Below are 14,518 nucleotides of genomic sequence, written 5' to 3'. Positions count from 1 at the left end.
TGATTTAGTTGCGCAGAACATTTTATGCTTCAATGGAAGACTACCAAAAAGATAACTTAGCACGTTTTCTGGAGCAGGTATTTACGCCTAATTGATACTCAAATAGGTCATACATGTGGACACCGTGTATCACCCCTAAATGTCTAAAACACGCCATTTGAATTTCTAACTTTACCACCCATAAATAAGTTATACAGGCGCATCGAAACATCAAGGGCTTGAATTGCATCCCAATGTTCAACAAGATTGCCATCAGTTATCTTCCAAGTGTCAATAATGTTCATTCCCTTTGTCTCGTCTCCCCTGTGTTTTGCCTTAAGAGTCGCATGGGAGTGCAGTATTACGTGGTCACCATCTACAAATACATGTTTCACATCATAGCTAAATTCAGGCGCCATTTTTACAAAATCTCGTAGTGTCGCCACTACACCGGATATTCCATCTGCCATACTTCTATTGTGCTGTTTATAGCTATTATTGCCATAACGCGCAGTAACCTCAGCAAAGTTATGCTCGTTCATTAATAGCTGTACAAACTCGACAACAGATGCTGCTTTTACCTTTTCGTCTGAACTCCAATGAGGTTTGATCAGGTTCTCGATATTAATTTGGGGTCTTTGCATTTGGATTTCCAACTCTAATCTTTGCGTATAAACACAGTTCAAATTTAACTTTTAAAATGCAAGTTAAATTATTTGATTGCAAAATGCAAGTGAATTATCATTGGCATATATTTACCAATGAGACAAAGTATGCCTAAACGTTCTGAGTGTCCCATTTCAAATGTGCTGGACCATGTGGGGGATAAATGGAGTTTACTGATCATCCGAGACCTAATGTTTTTTAACAAACATGCTTATTCCGATTTGCAAAGTTCAGATGAGAGAATGGCTACAAACATTCTTTCCAGTCGGCTTGAAAAGCTTGAAAGTGATGGGCTGATTAGCAAACAGGTAGACCCAAAAGACAAGAGAAAAAAAGTATATACTCTCACTCCTGCAGGTATTGATATGTTGCCTATTTTAATTGAAATGATCATATGGAGTAGCAAACATTCGCCTGATTTGAACATCCCTGAGGAGCTTGTTGCTAGAGCCATTAGTGATCGAGCAGGCTTGATACAGGATTTGACGGCTAATTTGGCTTCATAACTGTATCAAGTACATACATTTTTTTAGTTTAAAGTAAATCGCTCAACGATGGCGGTTGTCCCTGTGGCACCTGCCTCCATGGCTCCGCCCAAGATATAGATTTGCCCGTTTAGTGAAACTGCACCTAAGCCATGACGTGTCGAGGTCATGGATATTTGTTCGGTAAACCAAACATTCGATTTTGGATCGTAGCGCCAAATTTGGTCAAAGGTGCGTGTTTTCATCTGCTTTTCACCGTCTTTTGACTTAACAAATTTGTACTCCTCACCTCCAAAGGCATAAATTTGTCCATTGATGACAGCACTAGCCAGCCCAGCACTGGGCTGAGGCATCGCCGCTAAGCTTTCCCACAGATCACGTTTAACATCATATCGCCACAACGAACTCAGATTCTTAAAGTCTAATGCATTCACTCTACCTCCCATCACATACCATTGGTTATCAATCACAACAGAAGCAGCTGAATTGCTTGCGATGGGCAGTGGTGCTGCTTTTTGCCACTTGCCAGACTTTAGAACCCAATGAGCACTGGTATCAATCAATTGACCATTTTCCACAGAGCGCCCTCCCGCCACATGAATTTGACCATTGATCAACCCATATACAGACTCCCCCATAGGGATAGGTAACTCGGGGCCATTTGACCAACTGTTGGTTTCATTACTCAATACAAATACGGAAGACTTCACCTGCCATGCATTATCACGCGTTGCGTTAAACCCGCCTATCGCGTACAACTTTTCATTATTGGCAATCAACCCTAAATGGTGACGAGGCTCTGGTAAACTAGGCCCTCTGCGCCAACTTTGGCTACCGTAGTCAAATATATAGGATTTATCTGATGCCTTCAGGTGCGCTAATGTAGCAAATTCTTTTTGAGTTTGCTCAAAAGCACCTGCCACAACTATCCTATTGTTAAAAACTGCTGGATATACCTCTTGTAATGGCGTTGGTAACATTGTGGAGAGATGCCATTTGGGCCCTTTAGTATGAATAGTGCTAGATTCTGATGAGCAGGCTTGCAGACACAACGCGATTATACTGACGGTAATTGCTCGAAGGAAATAAAAGTGATTCATATAAAGTCTCAATAAAATGCAGATGGCTTAAGTAAATCACACCTGACAAACTTATCTTCTGACTTTTTTCTCAACCTTCATGGAACCTAATTTTATCTATAATTATCAAAAATTTAAAAAACTAAATTTCAAAATTAGCGAAGTCACTTTGGTATTTCCATACATTAACACACTCCTTATTTGCGATTTTTTTCGTGCGTCCACTATATCAAATAGCAAAGAACTTAATGCGTATAAAGGGTAACTATTAATCGGGGCTAGGAACCTGAATACCTAGCGCTTACAAACACCACTTTCGCAACGAGATTTGCCCGTGAGCCAATAAGAAATACGATATCTATTTTTGGCAAATACGAGATAAAATCTATCTGCAATGGGTTTTATCACCGGCCAGCGAAGTGGAGCGTATAGCCAACCCATTCCAACTAATTGCCATGCTTTATGTGTTACATCAAGCCCTAGCAGTAGGTTGCCGTTTTTATCCAAAGCATGCAAAATCATATTGGCTTTATCTGCGTTTATGTTTGGATAGCTTTTAAACTCCTCTGCGTAGATATCGACAGTCTTGATATTGCCTTTTGTATCTCTTTTGGTAAGTGCCGTCATCTCTTTAACACAAAGTGGGCATGTTCCATCATAAAATATTGTCAGTTCGCTCATGGTCGTTTCCTATACTTTGCAAACTAATACGCTTCCACAAATCAGTCAGATCACAACTTACCTCTCACATTTTGAAGGCATTTAAGCGCATTATTGAACGGTGGTGTTCATCCCTACAATGCTACTACATAAACAACGCCTTCACCTCAATAACTCACCGTCCTTAATAAAGTTTAAAAAAGTACTTTTTTCTTTCGTCCTTTTGAAAATAAGTGCGTCTTATTGGGTGTTAATAATTGAGGAGACGTATATGACTTACCTAAACAACGCTGAATTTAACCTGCTTCCACCAGCATCACAGTTGAGCAACCACAAACCTCGCGTGTTAATCTTATATGGTTCACTTAGAGCGCAGTCATACAGCAAAAAAACGGCGTTAGAGGCAAAAAACATACTCACGCATATGGGAGCTGACGTGAAAATATTCAATCCAACAGGCTTACCAATGTTTGACAATGGCCAAAGCGTGGCAGATGAAAAAGTGCAAGAACTAAGAGAACTAGTAAACTGGTCGGAAGCACAAGTATGGTGCTCCCCAGAATTGCACGGCAATATGTCAGCAGTCATGAAGAACCAAATTGACTGGATCCCACTATCACTAGGTGCAGTGCGTCCAACACAAGGGAAAGTACTGGCAGTAATGCAGGTAAGTGGTGGCTCGCAAAGCTTTAACGCTGTAAACAACATGCGTATTTTAGGCCGCTGGATGCGTATGCTCACTATTCCAAATCAATCGTCAATTGCCAAAGCAATGAACGAGTTCAATCCAGATGGTACGATGAAGGCCAGTAACTTCAGAAATAGAGTTGTGGACGTGATGGAGGAATTGATGCGCTTCACATACCTCACAAGAGACAATAAGCAATTTCTAGTTGACCGTTATAGTGAGCGACAGACTGAACAGCAAGCTATGATTAACAATAGTAAGGGCCTAGCTGATGTACTAGAGCCTGCAATACCGAGCAAACCTGTAGCTAAAGCAGGGTGTTGCTAAACAAAGTAGGCAGCCTATTCTGTGCTGCCATTTTAGAGATTAGAATATGACAATTGAACAGGTTTGGGCTCAGTACAGACAAAGTTTAAAAGCGTTTTTACACACAAAAGTCGCAAGCCCCAATGATGTAGATGATTTACTACAAGATGTATTACTTAAAACTCATTTAGCCATCGAAAACTTACACAAGCCAACTAGCGTAAAGGCTTGGCTGTTTCAAATTGCACACAATACGGTAATTGATTACTACCGAAAAAATGGCATTCATAGTAACGCCCAACAGGAAATCACTTGGTACAACGAAGCAGAGCGCAATATCAAAAAAGAACTCGCACAGTGTATTAAGCCCTTTATCCAGCAGCTACCAGAGCAAAGTGCCTATTTACTTGAGGTTATTGAACTAGAAGGCAAATCACAAAAGCAGCTGGCCGATGAAATGGGTTTGAGCTATTCCACTTTAAAATCTCAAGTACAAAAAGCGCGTAAAGAGTTACATGGTGTATTCAATGCTTGTTGCCAGTATGATATCGATAAACATGGGAACCTGATTGAATATCATCAACAAGCAACCAAAGGAAAGTGTTCACCAAACCACATGGATTGTACACCAGGCGTACGCAAAAAAAGTGACGATAAATATGCTCACTGTAGTAAGGGCTAATTTACTAAGTGAGCAATTAATGCCCTAAATAGCAACGTATTGCGAGACTCTCCCCAACCCTCTGGTAAGCACATCATGAGTATTTGATACACAAAGAAAACACCATAAAGTCAGCTCAACATACTCTGTAAAAAAACCTCGAAGGCATTAATAAACTTGAAATCATGGTATTAAATAGAGTTGTCGTTTATTCCATTTCGTCAATGCAACATTCATCTTGTAGAAAAGAAATGACTGAAAGTAGCTTTTCATATTCAACTGTACAATATAGTACTCGGCCTTCTCTTTGTTGCTTTATAAGACCTGCAGATACGAGACTGGAGATATGATGCGATAACGTTGAGTTTGGAATATCTAACTCATCTTTTAAGGTGCCTACACTCACCCCTTTTTCACCAGCTTTAACTAGTCTCTTAAATACTAATAATCTGGTCGCGTGACCTAATTCTTTAAACGCTTTAGCTATTTCTTCGGTTGTCATAGTCAGTACTCTTCAAAAAACATTTCGATATTACTAGAAATATATTGACGAGTCCAGCAACACTCGATAACATTTCCAAATTACTAGAAATATAGGTTTATAAATATGTCATTAAATCAAGAGATGATTGTTAGTACTATCAATATGTTTGCTTTTTTAGCCGTAGAGCTAACACTGCTTTTTTTACTTATTAGTTATATAGTTGGCGTTCTACAGGAATACATACCACCTACCAAAATACAGAGCATATTAAGCAGCAAGAAAGGGAAAGGATATTTTGTTGCTGGTTTTCTTGGCGCAATCACGCCGTTTTGCTCTTGCTCTACAATTCCTTTTTTAAAAGGACTTCTTCGAGCCAAAGCAGGATTCGGGACCATGATGGTTTTCTTGTTCGCAAGCCCTCTACTTAACCCGATTATTATTGGCTTATTCGCCATTACGTTTGGAGTAAAAGTCACACTATTTTACTTTGCAATAGCAATGGGTGTTTCAATTATCGCAGGAATAACACTTGAAAAACTTGGTTTTGAAAAATACATCAAACCAGAAGCTTATGTTGAGCCAGAAAAAAAAGCATGTGGAGTAACTTGTGGTGGTAATACTCAACCAGATAATAAATGGTTCAAAATTTGGAAAAGCACTTGGAAAGATTTTAAAAAAGTACTTCCTTATTTGTTCGGAGGCATCGCTTTAGGTTCACTGATTTATGGGTTTATGCCAGCTGAGTTTGTGGCGAGTGTAGCGAACGAGAGCAACCCTTTTGCGATCCCTTTTGCTGCTGTGATAGGTATCCCTTTGTATATAAGAGCTGAAGCCGTCATTCCGTTAAGCGCTGCATTAGCCGAAAAAGGCATGGGGCTTGGAGCAGTTATGGCTTTAATTATCGGAAGCGCGGGCGCAAGCCTAACTGAAGTGATATTGCTAAAGTCAATTTTCAAAAACAAAATGATCTGGGCATTTCTATTTGTAATTTTATCTATGGCAATCAGCGCAGGCTTTTTATATCAGTATCTCTTTTAACTGCAACAAACGCGCTTGCAACAAAGCGCGTTTAGCAATTTAGTGTTCAGTTTTAGATATATCCTCAAAGAAAAATAATTCAATATTGGCTAGGAAGTTAGCACAAAAACGGCGCACACTGGCTACTATAGTTCCATGAAAAAAGATATAGATAAACAAAAATCAGACCGATGGCAGTAGTCAGCACAGCAGCTGATCTTTTACTTCTAACCAACTTAGATTCTGTTAGTAGCTCAATACTACAAGTCAAAATACACAATGTAACGCCAAATAAAATAAATAAATATGTTACATTTTGCTCAACAAGATAAACCGGAATGCTTTGTAGGACGATACCACTCGGGGGCGAAGAAAATGACGTGATTACATAGCTAATCAACGTTGCCATCGTTTGCGAAGCGTTGAAACTCTCAAAACTAACCTTGGTGATAAGCATCACTCCCAGTGATATTATCACCGAAAGTGTACTTAACAGTTTCCAGTACATGTGTCTAAATAGCTCTGCACCCTTTAGGCTTTATTTGTGGTCTTTTTTCGTCCAAACAGCTTTAACCAAAATGCGGCCTCAAATAGAAAACCGAGAATAATAAAGCCAAATAGGCCTGCACTGTTACCAAAACTATAGGCACTAATTGCACAAACTAAAAGAACTAACGCGATCAAAATTCGATATACAACACTCATTGTTCACTTCTCCATTACTTGCGATAAATACTATTTTATATCATATACTTATTCATATCAGACAAAGCTATGTAACTGTTCTGCAAACTCCTTTGGCAACTCAAATATTCTAAATTGTCCATCAAATTTGCTCTTAAACTTAGACCGATTAGTTTTGACAATGCACAATGTCGAACGCTGGCTATTAACGGGTAAATCATCTTGAGGCGACCAGTGGCAATCCTCAATGGGGTAGCAAATATGAAACATGGTCATGCTCCACACCTCCTTACAGTCAATGCCCACTCCGCTATTTAAATCACTGTGGGCTAATACCTAAAAATTCGCACAACAACATTATTAAGATTTGTTCACTATTTGCCAATTTCAAGGATGGACCACAAATTTTGTACTCTTGCTTTCAGGAGCGCGCTTTAAAAAGCAGTAAGTAATTAGAGGCTATGGCCCTCTGTGATAAATCAATGCCTTATTAGAAGAAACAAATTGCCTCCCAGTGCTATAGAATCAACCCTTTATGTTATAACATATCCATAAATTATAATCGTTGTATTCATGCACCAGCTTATTTCTGGTGTGAAAAGGTCAAATTGATGTCAATTCCAGTTACTATATTACATGGTTTTTTGGGCTCAGGAAAAACCACATTACTGCGCAGCCTCTTAACTCAGTCGGCAAAAAGTGGGGTTATCCCAGGCGTCGTTGTCAACGATATGAGTGAACTTGATGTTGACGGCGTACTAATCAAAAATACCGAGGTGTTTGATGACGAAGGCAGCCATTTCTTTACCATCAGTGGTCATAGTATAAGTAGTGCAAAGGGCTTAAAAGAGCTCAAACCGGCGTTAAAGACTTTGAAAAAGCAAGCTCAACCACCATGGGTTATCATCGAAACTTCTGGCAGTAGCCACCCTCTTCCACTGGTTGAGTTTTTCAAAAGTAACAAAGACTTTGCGTTAAAAGGGGTCGTCACACTGGTTGATGCAACTTGGCTAAAAGAAGACTACCAATTTGCTCAATCTCTTGTTCCAAAGTGGCAAGAAAATTTAAGCAACCAAGTGCGAGGCATTGAGAATTTACTCGTTGAACAAATCCTTTTTTCAAACCAAATATTTTTAACCAAAACAGACAAACTCACTAGCAAAGCCGTCGAGCAAATTGCGCAAGCGCTCCACCCAATTAACCCTTATGCTGCAATTTCAGGGACAGCTTGGGGCAACATGGACGTAGCGTATTTTCATCAGTTTCCAGACTACAACTTCCATTTGGTTGATCAACTGATCACGGAGCTACGTAGTAGCGTTAATGCGCCTCTTACCTTGTCAGGAAAAGATAATCAAAAAATAGTTTCCAAAGTTATTCGAGATGACAGACCTTTTCACCCTTTACGCCTATGGGAAGTATGCCACAAACATCTTACGCATGGCGTATTTCGCAGCAAAGGTTTCTTCTGGTTACCGACAAGAGATGATATGTCATTACTTTGGAGTCAAGCAAATGGCAGCGTGGGGTTAGAAGTAATCGGGTTTTGGCGTGCGCCCATCCTAAAAGCGGAAATGGAAGACCTTGAACAGGAACACTATGATATTCTCAAAAAGAAAATCGATAAAATAGACAGCCGCTTTGGCGACAGGCGCTGCCGTCTAACAGTCATAGGTCAAAAAGACGAAGCCTCTGACTTTGTAAAAGCACTAGAGGCTTGTTTTTTGACTGATGAAGAATTGAACTTTTGGAGAAATGGCGGGTCTTTTGAAGATCCTTGGCCAACCAATGTGGCTAAAATTTGATGCTTACACTTCAAAATATAAAGCGTACGACCCTTCGTGCGCTTTATATTTGTATTGAGAGAGCCTAATGGAGTTGGTCTGTTTTGGAGAGATACAATCGTAACTATTCTCTTTGATAAACCCTATTTCACTCCCAGCGCTGAGTCACACAGGCATCCGTATGCGCGCAATTGCACCTTGCTTGTCTTGCCTATTTTCAAGCGTTAATTCTCCCGCTTGTCCCCGAACAATCTCTCGACTCAATACCAACCCAATCCCGTTGCCTTGATCCTTTGTTGAAAAGAAAGGCACAAATAAGTTCTCTGAGTTGCTAATCCCAGCCCCATTGTCAATCACCTCTAGGCTCCAATATTTATCACCACAATGGATAGATAAAGTCACTTCTTCTTCGCCTTCAATCACATTTGCCTGCTCTGCATTTTTCACTAGGTTAAGTAAAGCTTGCTCTAATTGTTCAATATCACAATGTACGATCTGCGCTTCTTCATACAGCCGCTCTACTCTCACTTTTGGGAACAAAGCTTGTAATCTGTCGCTTAAACCAGCTAAACAAGTAGGTACTTTTTGTGGTTTAGGCAGTTGAGATAGTTTGGAATAGCTGGCCACAAAGTCCAGTAAGTGCTCTGAACGCTTTTCTATTACATCAAGCATGGTATCTCTCAGCTCAGAGGTACCTTGCACTGGTAACTCTTTTAGAGACTGGGCCATTGAATATATCGGCGTAAGTGAATTTCTCACTTCATGATTAAGTACCCGTATGAGCTTTTGCCACGCCTCTTGTTCATTCCGTCTCAAAGATAGCTCAATTGATACAAATACCATTAAATGGTATTTTCGTCCCCCCCTATACAGTTCGTGTTCAACGACTTTAAAACGCTGATCTTTATGGTTTACCTGCCACTTTCCATCGTGGCGCACTAAATTGAGCGTATTGACTCCAAACCCGGCAATGTGTATTCCTTTATAAAGGTTTTTGGCAGTCTCATTAAAGTGGTACACCTGATAGTGATGATCGAGCACTAATATTGGTAGCTCCAATTCATTGATGAAGTCAAATACAAACGCTTCATTTTGAGCATATTCATAACGCTTATTTTGGATTCGTTGTGCAATTGATTTTAAGTCGTTTTTTAAATTTGCAATGCTACCCTGTCGGTAGTGTGCAAGCTGCCAAACGGTAAACTCTTCGTTAGCAATGCTATCCAGCTGCACAGCAACACGCTCTATTGTATTGAAGATGCTTTGATAAGCTTTATACAATGCAAATACACTGGGCGTTAATATCACTAATATCAAGGTCAGCACTTCTAGCCAGTCTAACGAAAAATACAGTGACGCACCTAGCAGAATCACTAAAATAGTGACAATTGGCACAGCAAAAAGCTTCGTCAGGCGTGCCTCAAGTGAGTGAGTTAATATCCTCATTATGATTCTTTAACTTGAATGTTAAACTTTTCAATTCGACGATATATGGCGGACTTACTCAATCCCAAAAACTCTCCGGCTTTTACAACATGGCCGTCAAAGTGGTTTATGGCTTTAGTAATAAGCCTTTGCTCGGCCTCCTCTAAACTCATTAGAGGTAGCGTTCCCGACTCTTCAGCATAATTTTCAAGTACAATATCTTGTGCATCTATTGTATCCACGTCTGCCATAATCACAGCTCGCTCCAACACATGGGACAACTCTCGGATATTGCCGGGCCAATGATAAGATAGCAATTTACTACACGCTTTTTCACTCAAAGTCAGTTCAGTCAATCCATATTTTTGAGCATGCTGTTTCACAAAATACGCAGCAAACTCAGGTAATTCAGAAAGTCGCTCTCGCAGTGGTGGCAGCTCAATCACCAATGTATTTAATCTAAATAATAAATCGCGACGAAAAGACCCCTGCTCAATCAGTTTATTTAAATCAGCATTGGTCGCTGAGATGATCCTCGCATTGCTGGTAAGTGTGGTAGCTCCACCGACTTCTTCATATTCGCCGGACTCAAGCACACGCAACAATTTTGCTTGCAAAGCCATAGGCAAGCATCCCACCTCATCTAAAAACAAGCTCCCTTCATTCGCCAGCGTAAAGCGCCCTTTGCGGTGTTCTTTTGCATCGGTAAATGCCCCTTTTCGGTGCCCAAATAGCTCACTTTCGAACAAGTTGTCGGGAATAGCTGCCATGTTCACACTCACCATTGTTTGGTTGTTACGTTGGCTATGCTGATGAATATAGGCTGCCAACATGCTTTTCCCAGTTCCGTTTTCTCCGGTAATTAATACATTGGCGTTGGTTTTAGCGATACGCTTGGCTTTCTCAAGTAGCTGTTTGTTGTTGGCTTCAAAAGCAAGTGGGATACCGTCACTTGGGGTGTTATCAGAGCAAAGCTTAGGCAGCAACTTCTGCACTGACTCTAGTAATCGAGTATTTTTCCAGGGTTTTTCAATAAAGTCACATGCACCGTACTGCATTGCTTGAACAGCTAAGTCAATTTTTGCCCATGCCGTAATTACAACTACGGGGACGGTATAATTCAGTGCCTTTAACTCAGTCAAGAAGTTAAGCCCCTCTTGACCTGAAGTCGTATCTTGGCTGAAATTCATATCAAGCAGTATTAGGTCAACCTGATTGTGCTTGATTGACTCAATTGCCCTGCTAGGGTGATCTGCTTCAAGGCATCGATACCCGTGGCTTTCTAATACAATGCGTGCACTTAAGCGAACGTCAATCAAATCATCAACTATTAAAACTGTTTTCATATTTCCATACTGATTTCGTACTTTTACCAGCTTGCATTACTAAGCAAACTGGAGCTGCATGAATGCAACTCCATCTCCGCATGTTATTCCTGACGCAGTGACGCCATTGGTTTAGCTTTCAATACTTTACTCATTGGGTATAAAGTTGCGAACAGAGCAAATCCCAATATACCAATACATACACCGGTTAACCATACAGGGTTAAGCAGCATGTATTCCTGAACTTGCTTACCAAACAACCTGTAGCCAAGCACACATACACCGACTGCAAGACAAAACGCTGCTGCCAAAGGCATTATAGTGTCTTGAAAAAGCTGTTTATAGAGCTTTTTATTCTTTGCACCTAATGCCATTCGGATCCCAAGTTCATAGCGGCGTAGCCCCAAGTTATAGCTCAGCACCCCATAAATACCGATTCCAGCTAAAAACAGCGTAAATAGAGCAAGCATAATACAAAGGTTGCGCGTGATTCGCTCCATATATGTCATCAGTGCATATTCCTTTTCAAAATCTGTCAATCTCCAAAGCCCAGCTCGTTCATCTACAGTGTGTGCAGCTTGAAAAACTAATTCACGATTTAGGGCTTTGCCTTCTTCCATTTTTACAATATATGGGAATGAATAAGCTTGAGATGCCCACCAAAAATGGCGACCTCGGTGCTTACCAAACGATTTGGGATGATTAAAGTTTTCAGTAATGCCTACAACCTCAACAGGGTTGTCAGGGTCAAAGCTTAAAAACTTTTCTCCCAGTAAGCTCCCATCAGGTTTGAGCAAATCATTCACCGCTTTAGTGACCAAAAATTCATGTTTCTCGCCACGTAATGCCGCTTCACTAAATGTGCGCCCTTCAATAATTTTAAGGCCTGTCATTTCAAAATAGTCTTGTCCTACCCACGCTTGTGGAATGAACACACTTTCTTTACCTGACATATCCGTCACCGTACTAGCGCGAATATTGTACTCAACGGGACTGCCACCATGGCCAACTTTGGTCACGCCATCAATTTGATACAAGGCTTGTCGATACAACTCGATGTATTTGTACCGGACACTTAGGTCATCATCTAGACCCGGCACATAAATTTGCACCGCGTACAAATTATCAATATCACTACCTAGTGGCCTGTGGAGCGTTTCAAGACTTTTGCTCAGTACCATAGTCGAACCAATCACCAGACAAGAAGCGACAAACAATTGCACAGCGATCATTATTTTAACCGTCTTGGCACTAATTTGGCTCACAGCGCCTTTACCAGACGATTGCACTTGCGCCCTTAACTGAGAGAAGTTAATCAAACGGCTTGATACCCAAGCAAAAAGCCACGCAAACACAATACAACATAGCAAGGCACTGACTAGTACCATAGAGTCAAGTGTTAAACTGGACACTAAAGGTAAAAACCCCATGCCGAGTGCCTTGAAAAGCTTGATACCCCACGCAGCTAAAAATAGTGCTATAAATACAGACAACGCCATGAGCACCGACGTCTCTAGTAGAATACTTTGGAAGATCACTTTGCGTTTGGCGCCTAGTACCGCTTGTAGTGCAAGTTGTTTGTGCTTTACTACAGCGCGCGAGACAAACAAGTTACTGACATTAAGCAATGCGATTAACACCAATCCAATAACCCCAGCTAATAACAGCAATGCCAGATAATTGTTATCGCCCAACTCTGCCTTTCTAAAACTAGTAACAATGGGTACTAAATCAACAATATTTGGGAACCCTTCCTTCCACTGTGATTTTATGTCTTGTAGTACCTGATGTAGCTGCGCCTTTGCCGAACTGTTTGTTTCCCCTTCTTTTAGCACACCAACTAACTTGAGCGTGCCAAAAAGGTTGTACCATGGGCTTGGGTTCTCTTCTCTGTAATATCGCGCATCCGCACTAAATTTAAACCAGATTTGTCCCTTGCCTTTGTTAAACATGAACGGATCACTGAAACTTTGATCGACAACGCCCACGATAGTGAACTGCGCGTCATTAGTCTGTATCGATTTACCAATGACTGATTCCTGACCATCAAAATACTTTTGCCAAAATTGATAAGAAATAACCACTTCTTGGATTTTTTCTCCCAAATGACTAACTGGCTCAGTATGTCTGCCAAGCAGAATTGGCATTCTGAATAGTTCATAGTATTCATCTGATGCGTAAGTCACTTCAATTTTTGGCTGACCTGGCAAATTCCTAATTATCTTTTGACCAGAGACAACCGCTGCGGCCTTTTCAAATACCTGATTGTTTTTGTACCAGTGCTCTATAGATTGAAAGCTCTGATAACCAGGGCTACTTTTATCCTCATAAACATTTTCTTGTTCGACAATTACAAGACGCTGCTCGTTTTCAACGTTGAGAGGCTTAACAAAGTAACTACTCACTAGACTCATAACGACAAAAAAACACGCTAGGGTCAGTGACAAAGTTAGTATAATTGCGCTCGAAAACCCTTTCGCTTGACGCAGCGATTGAACCGCAAGCTTAAATTGATTATTGAAGCGGACTATATTCATAGTACCTCCTCCGTTTGATAATCTTTCGCTTGTTGCTCGGCCGATTGATCTTGCAGCACCTCACCGTCTAACAGCTTTACTTGTCTTTTTGCATAACCTGCATAACGGGGGTCATGAGTTACCATACAAATAGTCGTACCTTGCTCATTCAACTTGTCCAAAATAGCCATTACAGCATCGCCATTTTTGGAGTCCAAATTACCTGTGGGTTCATCCACCAGCAAAATACTCGGCTCTCCAGCAAGCGCTCTGGCGATAGCGACTCTTTGCTGCTGACCACCAGACAATTGATTGGGCTTATGATCTGCTCTATGGGCAATTTCTACTTGGGAAAGCGCTTTGTGTACTCTGTCTGCAATGCCTTGCTGGCTCAATGATTGCTCTCGGTAAATTAAGGGCAACGCAACATTGTCAAAAACACTTAACTCATCAATCAGGTTGAATGATTGAAATATAAACCCAATGTGTAAATTTCTCAGCTCGGCCAAAGTGTCCAAATCAAGGCTTTGGGTATCCACGCCTTCGATTTTGTAACATCCTTCAGTAATGTCGTCGAGTAGCCCCATTAAGCTTAAAAGCGTTGACTTGCCACAGCCAGATGGACCACTGATTGCTACGTAATCACCTTTGTGGACATTTAGATTAATTTCACTGAGTGCCTGCGTCTCGACGCCCCCACTAACATAGACTTTTGATACGTTAATGAGCTCGATTACGGGTGTGTTAGCCATGATTGAT

15 protein-coding genes are annotated in these 14,518 nt (G+C 40.8%); 5 read left to right on the top strand and 10 right to left on the bottom strand.

All coding sequences use genetic code 11. The features are described from left to right. Positions 1 to 143 precede the first annotated feature (143 nt). Entirely contained in the window at positions 144 to 623 is a 480-nt protein-coding gene (locus tag N475_RS17735) for a nuclear transport factor 2 family protein (RefSeq protein ID WP_063358285.1), read from the bottom strand. A 129-nt stretch (positions 624 to 752) separates the two neighbouring features. Between N475_RS17735 and N475_RS17730 the strand changes: the two genes are divergently transcribed. Further along, positions 753 to 1,151 carry a winged helix-turn-helix transcriptional regulator gene (locus N475_RS17730; RefSeq protein ID WP_081216016.1) on the top strand — a complete coding sequence of 133 codons (399 nt, stop codon included), beginning with the start codon at positions 753 to 755 and terminating at the stop codon, positions 1,149 to 1,151. A 23-nt stretch (positions 1,152 to 1,174) separates the two neighbouring features. Here N475_RS17730 and N475_RS17725 read toward each other — a convergent pair whose 3' ends face one another. Next, positions 1,175 to 2,053 (bottom strand): Kelch repeat-containing protein, encoded by an 879-nt coding sequence (locus N475_RS17725; protein WP_162269609.1) that lies wholly within the window; start codon positions 2,051 to 2,053, stop codon positions 1,175 to 1,177. A gap of 450 nt (positions 2,054 to 2,503) precedes the next feature. Continuing rightward, positions 2,504 to 2,890 (bottom strand): thiol-disulfide oxidoreductase DCC family protein, encoded by a 387-nt coding sequence (locus N475_RS17720; protein WP_063365715.1) that lies wholly within the window; start codon positions 2,888 to 2,890, stop codon positions 2,504 to 2,506. Positions 2,891 to 3,140: 250 nt separating this feature from the next. On the opposite strand from N475_RS17720, the gene arsH reads away from it, so the two are divergent. Together arsH and sigZ are read left to right on the top strand one after the other, a co-directional pair. Further along, positions 3,141 to 3,884, top strand: coding sequence for an arsenical resistance protein ArsH (gene arsH, locus N475_RS17715; protein ID WP_063365714.1), 744 nt, complete (start codon positions 3,141 to 3,143; stop codon positions 3,882 to 3,884). A 46-nt stretch (positions 3,885 to 3,930) separates the two neighbouring features. Then, the gene (gene sigZ / locus N475_RS17710; RefSeq protein ID WP_063365713.1) at positions 3,931 to 4,545 is read left to right on the top strand and encodes an RNA polymerase sigma factor SigZ; all 615 of its coding nucleotides are present in this window, start codon (positions 3,931 to 3,933) and stop codon (positions 4,543 to 4,545) included. Between the two features lie 187 nt (positions 4,546 to 4,732). On the opposite strand, the gene N475_RS17705 is transcribed toward sigZ, so the two are convergent. Further along, positions 4,733 to 5,026 (bottom strand): ArsR/SmtB family transcription factor, encoded by a 294-nt coding sequence (locus N475_RS17705; protein WP_063365712.1) that lies wholly within the window; start codon positions 5,024 to 5,026, stop codon positions 4,733 to 4,735. Positions 5,027 to 5,131: 105 nt separating this feature from the next. Here N475_RS17705 and N475_RS17700 point away from each other — a divergent pair, with 105 nt between their 5' ends. Next, complete coding sequence (locus N475_RS17700; protein WP_063365711.1) at positions 5,132 to 6,046, top strand: permease; 915 nt, start codon at positions 5,132 to 5,134, stop codon at positions 6,044 to 6,046. A gap of 510 nt (positions 6,047 to 6,556) precedes the next feature. On the opposite strand, the gene N475_RS25850 is transcribed toward N475_RS17700, so the two are convergent. Then, complete coding sequence (locus N475_RS25850; protein WP_169809462.1) at positions 6,557 to 6,730, bottom strand: hypothetical protein; 174 nt, start codon at positions 6,728 to 6,730, stop codon at positions 6,557 to 6,559. A 57-nt stretch (positions 6,731 to 6,787) separates the two neighbouring features. Then, positions 6,788 to 6,985, bottom strand: coding sequence for a hypothetical protein (locus N475_RS17690; RefSeq protein WP_063358277.1), 198 nt, complete (start codon positions 6,983 to 6,985; stop codon positions 6,788 to 6,790). A 335-nt stretch (positions 6,986 to 7,320) separates the two neighbouring features. On the opposite strand from N475_RS17690, the gene N475_RS17685 reads away from it, so the two are divergent. Further along, a complete protein-coding gene (locus tag N475_RS17685; RefSeq protein ID WP_211270622.1) occupies positions 7,321 to 8,514 on the top strand; it encodes a CobW family GTP-binding protein in 1,194 nt (397 codons plus the stop codon). A 144-nt stretch (positions 8,515 to 8,658) separates the two neighbouring features. Here N475_RS17685 and N475_RS17680 read toward each other — a convergent pair whose 3' ends face one another. The 4 genes from N475_RS17680 to N475_RS17665 form a co-directional block, all read right to left on the bottom strand. Continuing rightward, positions 8,659 to 9,939: a sensor histidine kinase gene (locus N475_RS17680; RefSeq protein ID WP_063365708.1), complete on the bottom strand. Its 1,281-nt coding sequence runs from the start codon at positions 9,937 to 9,939 to the stop codon at positions 8,659 to 8,661. After that, positions 9,939 to 11,264, bottom strand: a complete 1,326-nt coding sequence (locus N475_RS17675) for a sigma-54-dependent transcriptional regulator (RefSeq protein WP_063365707.1) — start codon at positions 11,262 to 11,264, stop codon at positions 9,939 to 9,941. Before N475_RS17675 ends, N475_RS17680 begins: the two co-directional genes overlap by 1 nt. 83 nt (positions 11,265 to 11,347) lie before the next feature. Continuing rightward, positions 11,348 to 13,780: an ABC transporter permease gene (locus N475_RS17670; RefSeq protein ID WP_063365706.1), complete on the bottom strand. Its 2,433-nt coding sequence runs from the start codon at positions 13,778 to 13,780 to the stop codon at positions 11,348 to 11,350. Then, positions 13,777 to 14,511, bottom strand: coding sequence for an ABC transporter ATP-binding protein (locus tag N475_RS17665; protein WP_063365705.1), 735 nt, complete (start codon positions 14,509 to 14,511; stop codon positions 13,777 to 13,779). The genes N475_RS17670 and N475_RS17665 overlap by 4 nt, the downstream gene beginning before the upstream one ends. Positions 14,512 to 14,518 lie beyond the last annotated feature (7 nt).

It is taken from the genome of Pseudoalteromonas luteoviolacea DSM 6061 (assembly GCF_001625655.1).
In the GTDB taxonomy this organism is placed as follows: domain Bacteria; phylum Pseudomonadota; class Gammaproteobacteria; order Enterobacterales; family Alteromonadaceae; genus Pseudoalteromonas; species Pseudoalteromonas luteoviolacea.
The sequence above is the reverse complement of the archived record's forward strand: the minus strand, read 5'-3'. Positions and strand labels throughout refer to the sequence as shown.

Bases quoted from the DNA above. Each gene is read 5' to 3' on its own strand.
- N475_RS17735 (WP_063358285.1), bottom strand. From the start codon at position 623: ATGCAAAGACCCCAAATTAATATCGAGAACCTGATCAAACCTCATTGG.
- N475_RS17730 (WP_081216016.1), top strand. From the start codon at position 753: ATGCCTAAACGTTCTGAGTGTCCCATTTCAAATGTGCTGGACCATGTG.
- N475_RS17720 (WP_063365715.1), bottom strand. From the start codon at position 2,890: ATGAGCGAACTGACAATATTTTATGATGGAACATGCCCACTTTGTGTT.
- arsH (WP_063365714.1), top strand. From the start codon at position 3,141: ATGACTTACCTAAACAACGCTGAATTTAACCTGCTTCCACCAGCATCA.
- sigZ (WP_063365713.1), top strand. From the start codon at position 3,931: ATGACAATTGAACAGGTTTGGGCTCAGTACAGACAAAGTTTAAAAGCG.
- N475_RS17705 (WP_063365712.1), bottom strand. From the start codon at position 5,026: ATGACAACCGAAGAAATAGCTAAAGCGTTTAAAGAATTAGGTCACGCG.
- N475_RS17700 (WP_063365711.1), top strand. From the start codon at position 5,132: ATGTCATTAAATCAAGAGATGATTGTTAGTACTATCAATATGTTTGCT.
- N475_RS25850 (WP_169809462.1), bottom strand. From the start codon at position 6,730: ATGAGTGTTGTATATCGAATTTTGATCGCGTTAGTTCTTTTAGTTTGT.
- N475_RS17690 (WP_063358277.1), bottom strand. From the start codon at position 6,985: ATGACCATGTTTCATATTTGCTACCCCATTGAGGATTGCCACTGGTCG.
- N475_RS17685 (WP_211270622.1), top strand. From the start codon at position 7,321: ATGTCAATTCCAGTTACTATATTACATGGTTTTTTGGGCTCAGGAAAA.
- N475_RS17680 (WP_063365708.1), bottom strand. From the start codon at position 9,939: ATGAGGATATTAACTCACTCACTTGAGGCACGCCTGACGAAGCTTTTT.
- N475_RS17675 (WP_063365707.1), bottom strand. From the start codon at position 11,264: ATGAAAACAGTTTTAATAGTTGATGATTTGATTGACGTTCGCTTAAGT.
- N475_RS17670 (WP_063365706.1), bottom strand. From the start codon at position 13,780: ATGAATATAGTCCGCTTCAATAATCAATTTAAGCTTGCGGTTCAATCG.
- N475_RS17665 (WP_063365705.1), bottom strand. From the start codon at position 14,511: ATGGCTAACACACCCGTAATCGAGCTCATTAACGTATCAAAAGTCTAT.